The 12,640-nt window shown below is 44.8% G+C and carries 12 protein-coding genes; 9 read left to right on the forward strand and 3 right to left on the reverse strand.

The window, feature by feature from the left end:
* Nucleotides 1-116: 116 nt before the first annotated feature.
* Nucleotides 117-1,364 (reverse strand): hypothetical protein, encoded by a 1,248-nt coding sequence (locus tag A8O23_RS06995; protein WP_066618715.1) that lies wholly within the window; start codon nt 1,362-1,364, stop codon nt 117-119.
* Between the two features lie 104 nt (nt 1,365-1,468).
* Complete coding sequence (locus A8O23_RS07000) at nt 1,469-1,669, reverse strand: hypothetical protein (RefSeq protein WP_066618718.1); 201 nt, start codon at nt 1,667-1,669, stop codon at nt 1,469-1,471.
* A 368-nt stretch (nt 1,670-2,037) separates the two neighbouring features.
* Here A8O23_RS07000 and A8O23_RS07005 point away from each other — a divergent pair, with 368 nt between their 5' ends.
* The 3 genes from A8O23_RS07005 (at nt 2,038) to A8O23_RS07015 (ending at nt 4,138) form a co-directional block, all read left to right on the forward strand.
* Nucleotides 2,038-3,024: a hypothetical protein gene (locus A8O23_RS07005; RefSeq protein WP_066618723.1), complete on the forward strand. Its 987-nt coding sequence runs from the start codon at nt 2,038-2,040 to the stop codon at nt 3,022-3,024.
* A gap of 90 nt (nt 3,025-3,114) precedes the next feature.
* Nucleotides 3,115-3,630 (forward strand): YqiA/YcfP family alpha/beta fold hydrolase, encoded by a 516-nt coding sequence (locus A8O23_RS07010; RefSeq protein ID WP_066618724.1) that lies wholly within the window; start codon nt 3,115-3,117, stop codon nt 3,628-3,630.
* A gap of 223 nt (nt 3,631-3,853) precedes the next feature.
* Nucleotides 3,854-4,138 carry a hypothetical protein gene (locus A8O23_RS07015; protein ID WP_066618727.1) on the forward strand — a complete coding sequence of 95 codons (285 nt, stop codon included), beginning with the start codon at nt 3,854-3,856 and terminating at the stop codon, nt 4,136-4,138.
* Between the two features lie 203 nt (nt 4,139-4,341).
* On the opposite strand, the gene A8O23_RS07020 is transcribed toward A8O23_RS07015, so the two are convergent.
* Complete coding sequence (locus A8O23_RS07020) at nt 4,342-5,247, reverse strand: FtsZ/tubulin family protein (RefSeq protein WP_153042105.1); 906 nt, start codon at nt 5,245-5,247, stop codon at nt 4,342-4,344.
* Between the two features lie 813 nt (nt 5,248-6,060).
* Between A8O23_RS07020 and A8O23_RS07030 the strand changes: the two genes are divergently transcribed.
* The 6 genes from A8O23_RS07030 to gatC all read left to right on the forward strand — a co-directional run bounded on the left by A8O23_RS07030 (nt 6,061) and on the right by gatC (nt 12,637).
* The gene (locus A8O23_RS07030; RefSeq protein ID WP_066618732.1) at nt 6,061-9,012 is read left to right on the forward strand and encodes a glycoside hydrolase family 3 N-terminal domain-containing protein; all 2,952 of its coding nucleotides are present in this window, start codon (nt 6,061-6,063) and stop codon (nt 9,010-9,012) included.
* Nucleotides 9,013-9,035: 23 nt separating this feature from the next.
* The gene (bshA, locus tag A8O23_RS07035; RefSeq protein ID WP_066618735.1) at nt 9,036-10,172 is read left to right on the forward strand and encodes an N-acetyl-alpha-D-glucosaminyl L-malate synthase BshA; all 1,137 of its coding nucleotides are present in this window, start codon (nt 9,036-9,038) and stop codon (nt 10,170-10,172) included.
* 250 nt (nt 10,173-10,422) lie between these two features.
* Nucleotides 10,423-10,794 carry a hypothetical protein gene (locus A8O23_RS07040; RefSeq protein WP_066618740.1) on the forward strand — a complete coding sequence of 124 codons (372 nt, stop codon included), beginning with the start codon at nt 10,423-10,425 and terminating at the stop codon, nt 10,792-10,794.
* Between the two features lie 101 nt (nt 10,795-10,895).
* Complete coding sequence (locus A8O23_RS07045; RefSeq protein WP_066618743.1) at nt 10,896-11,477, forward strand: NUDIX domain-containing protein; 582 nt, start codon at nt 10,896-10,898, stop codon at nt 11,475-11,477.
* Nucleotides 11,478-11,607: 130 nt separating this feature from the next.
* The gene (locus A8O23_RS07050; RefSeq protein ID WP_239693358.1) at nt 11,608-12,402 is read left to right on the forward strand and encodes a lysophospholipid acyltransferase family protein; all 795 of its coding nucleotides are present in this window, start codon (nt 11,608-11,610) and stop codon (nt 12,400-12,402) included.
* Nucleotides 12,350-12,637, forward strand: coding sequence for an Asp-tRNA(Asn)/Glu-tRNA(Gln) amidotransferase subunit GatC (gatC, locus tag A8O23_RS07055; protein ID WP_066618746.1), 288 nt, complete (start codon nt 12,350-12,352; stop codon nt 12,635-12,637). Before A8O23_RS07050 ends, gatC begins: the two co-directional genes overlap by 53 nt.
* Nucleotides 12,638-12,640: the final 3 nt, after the last annotated feature.

A 12,640-nucleotide genomic window follows, 5' to 3' on the forward strand; every position in this document is an offset into this window, starting at 1 on the left:
TAGTTTTGATATTCAGACCAATAAATAAAAACCCCTAAAGTTTTTTATGCTTACAAGCCTTAGGGGTGTAAATATGTATTTAATACAATAGCATCAGGTATGCTACTACTTCACACCTACTTTTTCAATTTAGCAGGAAAAACAGTTGTGCCGTAAATGTCGCTATCACATGTTACTAATGACCGATCTAGGTTGATTTTATATGGCTCTTTATCTGCTCCTAATATTATGTAATAACTGGCAGCATCTTGCCCTATAACGTTGATGAAGCTAGCTTTAATATTTGACCTCTTTTCAGACATTGAGTTGCTAGTCCTTTTAATTAGAGCAGTTACACTACTTTCAATCTTATTCTTTATTTTTACCTCGACTTCATTATATCTTTCTTCAATAGCAGCTTCTACAGTCTTAGAATCTGTCCCTTTTAACTTTAATTTTATTGCTGCTATTTCTGCATTATTTACTGTTGGAATATTATTATTAAGTTGTTTATAAATTTCTTCGATTTCTGTTCGGTAGTTAGGCAAATCCTCATTTTTTATACCATCCGGATACATTAGGTAAAAGAGAAAAACGGTTTTTTCCAAAGGAGTTAATCTAATTATTGAATTTCTATAATCTCTTAGAACAATCTCATTCTCTTTAGTTATATATAATCTACTTGGCCGAGGTTTATGATGTTGTTTATAAAGTAGTTTTCCTCTAATCTCCTCAAATAAAGAAAATGCTTGATTAAGTAGCTTGTCATTTTTTTTATTTAAAGTAAAATCGTCTAAACATACGGGGCAAATATCAGCAGTTCTAAGTTTCAAACTAATTTGAGATTTAGTCTCGCAAAAGTCATTCATACAACCTAAGGCCTCGTAGTGCACATGTTTTAATTTCTCATCGATTGTTTGATACACCGTTTTCTGTATAACCTGTGAGGTAACTAAATAAGTTATCGGGTAAATGGCAGGAGTATTAGCCAAATAATATTCCCAATCCGCGGTATGAGCAAAAATATTATTTGTTTCGTCAGCGTATGAAGCAAACCAGTTATTTGTATTGTAATGAGGTGTAAGAAGTACAACAAAATCTTCTTTCCCCAATTTATTTTCTTTCCTATAAACGTCACATAGCTTAAAAAAATCTTCCCACTCCAAAAAGGTTGTGATCTCGTCAAGCTTAAATTGCGATTCAGGTGACAAGAAATCCTTAGAGGATGTGGCTAGGATAGCGTTCTCCTGTTCCCACATTGTTTTGTGTGCCTCTTTTAAAGCCCCATGAAAAGTCAAAGGACCAGGCTTAGAATTTAAAAGCTGCAATACTTGTTGGTAATCTTCTTCAAGGAAGTAGGCAGACCGGATAATATGTACGTTCATAAAATGTTAATAATATTAGTAATACAATATATGTTGTATCTATCTTATTTTTGAGTTTTAAAAAAAATATCATTGACTTTTAGGTCTTATTAAGAAAAGGAAGGCTAAGCTGCCGCCTTCCTGCCTGTGAATGGCAACCTTGCCAGGTGCAATTCACCTTTTACATATGGCTGTTTCTTTCGTGTAAGGTAGTTGGTAATAGTGTACTCATTATAATCAGGATAATACTCCAAGAAACCTTTCAAAGAGCTGAACACTTCCATTTTGCCTGATTCACGCCAGGTAGCAACAATTACATTCTTCATAATAATAAAAATTAAGGTTACACATTAGGAGCAGCGCCAACCGCCTGCCCTTGGATCTGAAACAAAGGTAATGGATATACCTGCCTAGGCCGTTTTTATACAAGCTTGTAGAGAAAGGCACATGGTAGAAAAGAAAAGACTTTCTATAGGCATACCACTACCTGTTAAGTGAAACCCGGGCCACCAAACTGCCTTATTGGTTAGCATCCGTTTCTTAAGGGTACAGGATTTATGGCCTTTTCTATTATTCAAGAAATGACCGTCAACCTTAACAAGCTTGTAGAGAAAAGTATAAGTTCTGTTCTATGTGCAACTTTGTGGTGTCGGATCGGAAACACCGGTTCTTTTATCACCATTCAACTTCGTATATGCCCAAAATACCTTCTCAAAAAACCCAATCTGATGTACAATCGTTGGCTGCTATGCTACGTGAGCGGCTGAAAACCGGCAGAAGCCTGGTCTACTTTGCTTCAGGACGCATAGTCCGTAAAGAGTACTATTCCCTGCCCTACGACCATATTGTGCTGGTTGATTATAACTTCCGCTCTACATTTGCTGTGCGGGGTAAGGTTATAATTATTGGGATGACTGCCCTACAGGCTACTGCTGCCTTCACGGCCGCCGGTGTTAAGTTTGACGCCTTTGTATGTATAAATGAGGGGCTAAGTGAAGGGGGCGGTTACTATCCTATTAACGGAAACTGGAGCATGGGCACCATCCTGCCTATACTGAAAGACACTTATCTGCACCTTGCCTGCCCCGGCTACTATGGCCGGACCCGCTGGTGTGAGAAGATGTTTAACTTGCCTCATCAGGTATCTTTACTGACTGCTACCGATCCGGATTATATTGACCCGGCCATTTTCTCAGAGTACAGCCGCTACGGCAAAGAAGCTGGTGTCTGGCGTGTAACAAAGCAACCCGGCAAGGCTGTGTCTTTCAAGGTGGGCAATAGAACAATTACCCTGCAGCGCAAAAACATCTGGGACGATTATAACCTATTGGATTCCCTAATGGTGCGGTGCTCACCCAGTGAGGAAAGGCAACTGCAGCAAATGGCCCCGAAGGCAAAGCCGCTTTACCGTCCGAGGTACTACCGAAGCGAAGAGCAGGACGCTAACTTCGAGTCGATTCTAGACTTTTGCAATCAGCACCAAATAAGTAAACTGGGCCTTACCCCCTGGCTGGGTGGCAACTACAACCGCTTCATGAACTATCTGAAAGATAACGAAGCGCGCTTTCCCTATCCACAGGAACTATACCTGTACCACCTGCACCACAACGACTACCAGCAACTGTACCAGCAGGCCGGCGAAAACAGCAGGATACCCCGTCCTGTTGTAGAACTTCCTTAGGGCATGTTTAAATTTTGACCCTGCGCTGCAAAAAGGCAAGTTCCTACTATCAACTTTTCTCCTACAAATTCAAGCCCTTAACCCGACTTTATGAAGAAGAATATACTTTACCTGCATGGCTATAATGGCTCCCTTACACCAGCAAAACAAACTGTCCTGGAGCGTTTTGGCTATGTGATGGCTCCTTCCATAGTTTATGATAATCCTGACTACTTTAATAAGTTGGTCGTTCCAGCGGCCACAGCTGATATTATAATAGGCTCCAGCTTTGGCGGGCACACAGCACACTTACTTTCTTTACTGTACAATAAGCCGGCCCTGCTCTTTAACCCCGCGTTTGTCACCAGTATTCCAAATCCTGATCTGTCAGGGTTTGCGTTTCCCCATTTCAAAAGCAGCAGAACCCACATCATACTCGGCAAAAAAGATGACGTAATCTTTTACAAAGACAACCTTGAATATATTAACCGCACGATAACACAAAAGGATATGTCACTGATTAGCCTTGAGCACTTGGGGCACCGCATTCCGGAAGATGTATTTGCGGAACAGGTGGCAACCTTCATGGAAGAGGTTGCTGCTGAACCCAAAACATCCACACATTAGGTGCATGGATGTTATCAGCCCAATGGATATACCCTCAGAATTTGGCAGGGAATTTCCTTAATGACTGTTCTTCAAGTGAATGTATCTGAAATCTCATTTAAAGAAATCAATTACACACCTATTGCTAAACCAAAGATATAAACACCATAAAAATGGATTCAGCATCAAAAACAGCAAGGCTACACAAAATTGCTATCAAATAAATGACTAACTATAATAACCAATGAAAACGAAACAAATGACTAAAAGCAGTACAATGCTTATCCATGGATATAAAATGGAAAAAGTTTTAAATTACTTGAAGTATTTAGCAGGTATGGGGAAATTAGCCACCTATCATGTAAATCTTTTGACTGTAATTGAACCAACTTTAACCTCTTCTGCCAGCCTTTCTGAGAAAGCTAAAAGCAAGGAGTATTTAGGAGAAGTACTTACTGATCTCCTCCATAAATACGATTTTGCAGTCACATTAAGTGAACGCAGAAAAACTATAGTTGGAGCACTATAGTTGGAGCGATCCCCACTTGACACCACCTTATCTAAGAGCACCTTTACATGCTGCATTACAAGGGATAAAACTTGTAATGCAGCATGTAATGATGCAAAAATTGTTTCGCCACGTATCTTCTTAAGCATTTGAAGATAAAGGGCTCCTATTTAAAGCCATTATTTTCCAGGAACTCAATCAGGAAAACACAAACGAAATTCCAGTTATTTGCCCGGAAAACCAGACGCAATCAAGGTCACTCGGATATTGTCCCCAAGATAAGGATCAGTTCCGTGACCAAATATTACCTCTGCCTCTTCTCCCGCTTTTGCCTGGATTGCATCCGTTATTTCTATCAACTCCTCCATATCCAATTCGGTTTCTTCACCTGACATAACGGAGATCAAAATCTTTCTTGCACCAGACAGCTCTTTGTTCAGATTACCATTAAATCCAAGGGCTTCCTCTATTACACAGGCAGAGCGCCCCGGTCCTGAGGCCACAGCAGTTCCCACAAGGGCCTCGCCCGCGTCGGCCAACACATAACGAACATCCTGCAAATCAACATTCACCTCCGTTTGTACATCCTGAAGATGTACAATTGATTGGATTGTTGACATTATAACTCCCCTTGTCTGCTGAAGCACCATCTTGGAATTGGGTTTTTCCTTTGTACCCAAGGAAGTATCAGGAAACAAGCTAAGAATAGAATCATAAGATTTTCTTATTTCGAGCAGGCTTTCGTCAGAAGGCAATGCGTTGGCAGCATCCCCAGGGGAAAAGGGAAGGCACACAACACCAATGGTGAGTACCCCCAGCTCTTTGGCTTTCTTGGCAATCAATGGGGCCGCCAACACTGCACTGCTATGGCTAGAATCAATAAGCACGAAAATTATTTCAGTGTCCTCTTCCAAAAATGCCTGAACATCCGGCAAAACATTTTTGGTGACAATTTTACCGCTCAAGTATGCAGGCTCAAGTTTAAGGACAGGAATTTTGTAAGGCTTGTTTCCTGGCACAACTACTGAGGTCGAGTTCAGGGGCGTAGATTCACTAGTTACTAAAAGCTCCCCGTGTAAGCCTTCTTCCACATCAGGAAAATTACTACCTGTTACGATTAACTTGATCAATGGCGTATTTGAGTTAATGATTTGAACCTACACTTAATATATGCCTTACACTCTGCCTTGGCAAGGTATAAGCCTTTAATGTGCTTTTATGTTAGCTTGCCTCAGAGAATAAATTGGTGCCTCCAAAACTTGAAAATGACAAGAACTACTCTAAAAGAAGGGCAGCCAAATTCCTTCATTGAGTTTTCTGCAAGCTTGCAAACACCATTCTGCAGAAACTTACTTCGTGTAGGGAGAATAAATCAAAAGATTTTTACCTTTTCCCAAACAAGACAGGGCTGAGGCCTTCCAGCTGCTAAGGCCACGCTCAATCAAATCACTTTACCCTAAAAGGATCAAAAACTGGCAGAAAAAGAAGTAAAGCTGCTCTGGATCTTAATTCCATACTTGAATACCACAAAGGTTCAATATGATAATATCTGCCATACAACTCTCTCCTGCGTAGTAACTATTTGAATCACAAAAATAAGAAAAAAGACACCTGTAAATCTGGCTCCTGTCTCTCTTTTTTTGCGGTGTAAAAGCAAAATTTTCAGTAATATTACAAGCTTAATCAGCGGCCTTGGCTCTCTGATAACATTCTTGCCTGCTCTACGGTTATGTATTTGACGGTGTATTGGTTTTACCACTGCCGCCGTTTTAATTCTGAAGAGCAAAGTTTCTTTGCGAACACCCGAACAATTCTTGTTTTTGGGCTGTTTCCGGAAAAACGGGCGGAAAACACCAGAGAATCGGCAAAGATCCAAGGGCTTCAATTCCTCTGCGAAATTAGCCCTATGAAACAGTTATTCAAATTTTATTACGCGTTGTGAAATGCTAAGACGATATAGCCTGGTGCTGTTGGCGGTGGTGATGGGCACATGGTGGGCTTTGTCGGGATTTAGACCGACGGGGCGCGGCAAGGTTTCCCTGCAAGAGCAGCGTTGGGTAGACAGTGTGTACCAGAGCCTTACGCCTGACCAGCGTTTAGGCCAGCTCTTTATGGTGGCAGCCTATTCTAACAAAACCCAAAGCCACGTAAAAGAAATTGAACAATTAGTAAGCCAGTACGGCATTGGGGGCATCATGTTTATGCAGGGCGGCCCGGTGCGCCAGGCTAAACTAACGAACCATTACCAAGCCTTAGCCAAAGTTCCGCTGCTTATTGCCATAGATGCCGAGTGGGGGCTGGACATGCGCCTGGACAGCAGCATGCACTTTGCCAAGCAGATGACTTTGGGCGCGCTGCCCGACGACCGCTACGTCTACCTGATGGGGCGTGAGATTGCCCTTAAGCTGAAGCGCCTGGGCGTACACGTTAATTTCTCGCCGGTGGTAGACGTGAACAGCAACCCCAGCAACCCCGTTATCGGCAACCGCTCTTTCGGCGAAAACAAGGAGCAGGTAACCCAGCGCAGCATTGCCTACATCAAAGGTTTGCAAGATCATGGCATTATTGCGGTAGCCAAGCATTTTCCCGGCCACGGCGACACTGATACTGATTCTCATAAAACTCTTCCGGTTTTACAGCATGATTTTGCCCGTCTTACAGAGGTTGAGTTATATCCATTCAAGCGTTCTTTTGAGGCCGGGGTAATGGGCGTCATGGTGGCGCACCTGCACGTACCAAAGCTAGACTCCATCGCTAACCGTGCCGCTACTTTATCACCGTACCTGGTAAATGACCTGCTGAAAGGCAAAATGCAGTACGAAGGGCTGGTGTTTACTGATGCCCTGAACATGAAAGGCGTGACCCGTTACCACAAACCCGGTGAGGTGGATGCTCTTGCTCTCCAGGCCGGAAATGATGTGTTGCTTTTCTCTGAAGATGTACCCAAAGCCATTGCCAATATTCGCCAAGCCATTGAGGAAGGCCGAATAAACGAGCGGGAAATTGAGCTTCGGGTACGTAAAATGCTACATGCCAAGTACTGGGCTGGTTTAAACCAGTTCTCTCCGATAGAACTGGAAGAATTAACCAATGACCTGTCTCGCCCTATCAGCACCGTACTGCAGCAGCAACTATATGAGCAGGCCGTAACGGTGGTAGCCAACAAAGGAAATTTACTCCCTTTCCGGGTGCTCGACACGACTGAATTTGCCTCGGTTTCTATTGGTTTGGGCTATAACAATACCTTTACCCGCACTTTAGAAAAATACGCCCCTTTCCGTAATTTTTCCATCACCAATCGCTCTGCCCCTGACAGTGTGTACGCCAGCATAAAGCGTGGTTTGGCTACCGCCGATGTGGTGGTGGTTTCTCTGCATGGCCTCGGCAACACCCCAGGCCGAAATTACGGAATCCCGGGCAATGCCCTTGGCTTTATCAAAGAGCTGCAGCGCGACCCCACCAAAAAAGTAGTGGTGGTGGTGATGGGCAATGCCTATAGCCTCAAGAATTTTGAAGACATCAACTGGCTGGTGTGCGGGTACGAAGACAATGAGATTACACAGCGTGTGGTGCCTCAAGTGCTATTCGGAGGCTTGCCCGCTAATGGGAGGCTGCCAGTTACCGCTTCACCTAAATTTAAAGCAGGTTCTGGTGTTGCTACGCCTTCGCTCAATAGGCTTAAATATTCAGTGCCTGAGAGTGTGGGTATGAACTCAGCCACCTTAAAGAAAATAGATAATATTGCTCTGGAAGCCATTGCCTACGGTGCCACGCCTGGTATGCAAGTGTTGGTGGTAAAAGATGGCACGGTGATCATGGACAAAGCCTATGGCTACTACACCTATGACCGTACCCAACCCGTCACTGACAAAACCATCTATGACTTAGCGTCCATCACCAAAGTGGCCGCCACCCTGCAGGCTGTTATGTTCCTGAAAGACATGGGGCGGCTTAATTTAGATGCTAAATTGGTGACGTACCTGCCTGAGTTGAAAGGCTCTAACAAAGCCAACCTGACGGTGCGCGACGTGCTGCTGCACCAGGCTGGTTTGCCTGCATACATTCCTTTTCATAAAAGAACCTTGATTGGCGGCAAGCCCAATCCTATCTATTATGATACCGTACCCTCTGTTGCTTACCCTAACATGGTGGCCCCAAATTTATTTGCAGGGAAAAGAGTGGAAGACAGCGTCTGGAACTGGATTGTAAAATCTGATTTAGTGGGCAAGCGTGTAGCCAGCGGGAAATTTGAATACCGCTACTCCGACCTGGGGCTGCACATCATGAAACGGTTAGCCGAGCGGTTGCTCAACCAGCCGATTACTGATTTTCTGGAGCAGAACTTCTACGGTCCGCTGGGAGCCAACTCCCTTACCTATACTCCGCTTCGCAAATTCCTAAAAGAACAGATTGCGCCCACCGCCCTTGACCCTGAATTCCGCTGGATGCAGTTGCAAGGCACCGTGCATGATGCCGGAGCCGCCATGCTGGGAGGTGTTGCCGGACACGCCGGTTTGTTTTCAAATGCCAATGATTTGGCCATTCTTATGCAAATGAACCTGCAGAACGGCAAGTACGGCGGGCAAGAGTATTTCCGCTCACCGGTGGTGTCAGAATTTGCCAAAAGCGCCAGCAAAGACAGTAGGCGTGGCATAGGGTGGGACAAACCCGAACCTGATGGGAATGGTCCTACTTCAGACCTGGCCCCGCTTAGTACTTTTGGGCATACTGGTTTTACCGGAACCGGCGTCTGGGTAGACCCAGAAAACAAGCTGGTATACATTTTCCTATCGAACCGCGTACATCCTGATTCTGAGAATGATAAGCTCCTGAAGTATAATATCCGAACCCGCATTCATGATGTGGTGTATCAATCGTTAGAACCGAAACCGTAACTTCGCGGTAAACACATACACTCATGAAGATAGGAATTGTATGCTATCCCACGTTTGGCGGTAGCGGAGTGGTCGCCACCGAACTAGGCAAAGCCTTGGCGCAGAAAGGCCATCGGGTGCACTTTATCACCTACAGCCAACCAGCCCGGTTAGACTTTTTCAGTGAAAATGTTTTTTACCACGAGGTCAACATCCCCAACTACCCCCTTTTTCAGTACCCGCCTTATGAGTTGGCGCTGGCCAGCAAGATGGTAGATATTGTGCAGTTTGAGAAGTTGGATGTGTTGCACGTGCACTATGCTATACCGCATGCCTCGGCGGCGTTCATGGCCAAGCAGATTCTTAAAACCAAAGGCATACACATACCAGTTATCACCACGCTGCACGGCACTGATATTACCTTAGTAGGCAAAGACGCCTCTTTTGAGCCGGTGGTTACGTTCAGCATCAATCAGTCTGATGCAGTTACGTCGGTGTCGCATGACCTGCGCAAAGAAACATATGAGTACTTCCCTATCGATAAAGACATAGTTGTCATCCCAAACTTCATCAACTTAGAGCGGTTCCAGAAACAGCGGAAAGAGCACTTTAAATCGGCTATTGCGCCTTTCGGCGAAAAGCTTTTGGTGCATACTTCCAACTTCAGAGGCGTGAAGCGAATTGGCGACGTCATCAAAATTTTTTCTAAAGTACGGGAGCAGGTCCCTTCCAAACTGTTGCTGGTAGGCGACGGACCGGAGCGCCCAAAAATGGAAAACCTCTGCCGGAAGCTGGGCATTTGCCAAGACGTGCGGTTTTTAGGCAAGTTAGAGGCGGTAGAAGAACTGCTTTCGGTGGCCGACGTCTTTCTGATGCCTTCTGAGAAAGAGAGTTTTGGGTTGGCTGCCCTGGAAGCCATGGCCTGTGAAGTACCTGTCATCTCCTCAAATGCCGGAGGCTTGCCAGAACTCAATGTGCATGGTTACTCTGGATTTGTGAGTGAAGTCGGTGATGTGAAAGACATGGTGAAGAACACCTTATTTATACTGCAAGACGACCAGCTGCCTATTTTCAAAGCCAATGCCCTTGCCAGAGCCAAGGAGTTTGAGATCAATAACATTGTACCTATGTACGAGGCCGTTTACCAACAAGCAGTAGAAGCGGTAAAAGCTGAGGTATAATTTCTGTTTTAGGCCTATTTTCTTGAAAACAGGCCTAAAACAGGAGTATTTACAAGTCTCCCCACTTTCTTTCAGGGCTTGTTTGAAACATATTTTATAGAATATCCACTTTTTACCCGCTGTCACAGCTCGCCAACAAGATTCATCTAGGTTACAATAAGTTAGGAGTGAGCTTCTCCTCTCCCTACCCAATCCCGCTTTCTGCGTATTTTAAATCATCAGCAAAAACAGCCACTTTCACCTCTACCCTATGATCAATTTCAAAATAAGCACGTTTGTGGGCCTTATCTGTTTGGTTCAGTTGCTGGTAGTGTTTGGCTTTGGGCTATACAATGAGAATGGCGACATCATTGCTGCCTCTTTGTATCTGCTGGTTTTCTTTCTGCCTGCCGTTTTGATCAACTTCATCATGGGGTTTTCTCTGATTCTCATCAATTTCAAAAGCCGGCTGGATCGGCTGGTCTTTCTGCTGTTGTTTGTGACAGTGGCCTTTCTGGTAGGGAATGAGCTCCTGGAAACTACAGGTTACGTATTGTATAGATGGGTGATAATAGCCTCCTCTCTGCTCTGTGGCCTGTACTTCTACCGTGGTCTAAAAAAGAACCAAGCTGCGGCCCAGTAACTTTATTTTCAGAAATCCTGTTTTAGAGCTGTTTTTCTAAAAAGAAGTCAAAAACAGAATCCTTCTTTAATTTAGCGCATCACCTCATAAATATTCAGCAAGTGAAACCCGAACATTCCCTCGACACCCCCTGGACTACTTTGGAATCTAAACCTGTGTACAGTAACCCCTGGATTTCTGTACGCGAGGACCAGGTGATTAATCCCAGCGGTGGCCGGGGTATTTACGGAGTAGTCTCCATGAAAAACAAGGCTATTGGCATCATTCCCATTGATCAAGAAGGAAATACATGGCTGGTGGGGCAGTACCGTTACCCGTTGAACGAATACTCCTGGGAAATACCAATGGGCGGAGGTCCGGTAGAACTAAGTCCATTGGAGTCGGCGCAACGTGAATTGAAAGAAGAGACCGGTTTTACCGCTGCCCGCTGGACTAAAATTGCCCGAATTCACACCTCTAACTCGGTCACTGACGAGGAAGGATTCGTGTTTCTGGCCGAGGAGTTAACAGCCGGCGAGACCGAATTTGAAGAAACTGAAGACCTTAAGATCTGGAAGCTGCCGTTTGCTGATGCCGTAAAAATGGCTCTGAATGATGAGATAACAGACGCCATAAGTGTAGCGGGCTTATTAAAGGCTGACAGAATTTTGGCTTCAAGAGAACAAATAATCAGCAATATTTAGCACTAACTTTCTTTTGCCAGCGTTGCCGTGGAAGAACTGTTTTAGGCCTTGTTTTTTAAAAACAGGTTAAAAACAGCTCTGGTCAGTCAGAGGCGTGGTGCTTTTGCTAATAATTTGTAATTTTGAAGAGATGAAAAGGATTAAAGGAATCGGCAGAATGTTGTATTCCGTGTGGTGCACCACATGGTTTGTACTTCCGTTCATAACGTCGTACCCCCTCTTCAGGCTGTTGATTGCCAAGCCCAACCGGCTGCGGCACGCCCACACACTTAATCGCATCTGGTCTAAGCTGCAGCTGCGCATGTACCTCATGCCCGTAACAGTGCAGGGCTTGGAGCAGATTGACCCGAAACAGAAGTACGTGTTCGCGCCCAACCACAGCTCATACATTGACATACCTATGATTTTGGCGGCCATTCCGGGCTTCATCAACTTTGTGGGCAAGAAGTCTTTAACTAAAGTGCCGCTGTGGGGTCGCATCTACGACGCCCTGTACATTTCCGTTGATCGGGACAGCCCCATCAGCAGTGCTAAGGCGTATATTGCCTCTAAGCAAAGCATAGAGGCAGGGCGCAGCGTCGTAATTTTTCCGGAAGGCAAAATCTCTCCTGATTCTGGCAACAACCTGCTCCCATTCAAAGACGGTCCTTTCAAACTGGCCATTGAGAAACAGGTACCTTTGGTGCCTATTACTATGCCATACAACCACCTGTTTTTACCCGATAAAAAAGGCAAACTGGTGATTAGATACCATCCACTGGAAATAATCATTCATCCGCCTATCTCAACCGAGGGCCTTACCCGCCATGACATTGAGTTTTTAAAGGAGAAGACGTTCCAGATTATTCAAGAAGAACTGCATAAGAAACACCATGAGCACCAATATAGAAACACTGCGCCAGTTAGCGCACTTAGCCCGGCTTGAGTTTGACCCTGCCAAAGAGCAGGAAATGCTGAAAGACCTGAACAATATTCTGGACTGGGTAGACCAGCTTCGGCAGTTAGACACTCAGAATGTAGAGCCGCTGGTGCACATATCAGAAGAGCTGAACGTGATGCGCGAAGATGTGGCCCAAAACACCGTACGTCATGAAGATGCTCTGCGCCTGGCCCCTCGCAAAGACTCTGATTATTTCCGGGTACCCAAAGTGATGGAGTAGCCT

The sequence above is a fragment of the Rufibacter roseus genome, assembly GCF_001647285.1.
Taxonomy (GTDB): Bacteria; Bacteroidota; Bacteroidia; order Cytophagales; family Hymenobacteraceae; genus Nibribacter; species Nibribacter roseus.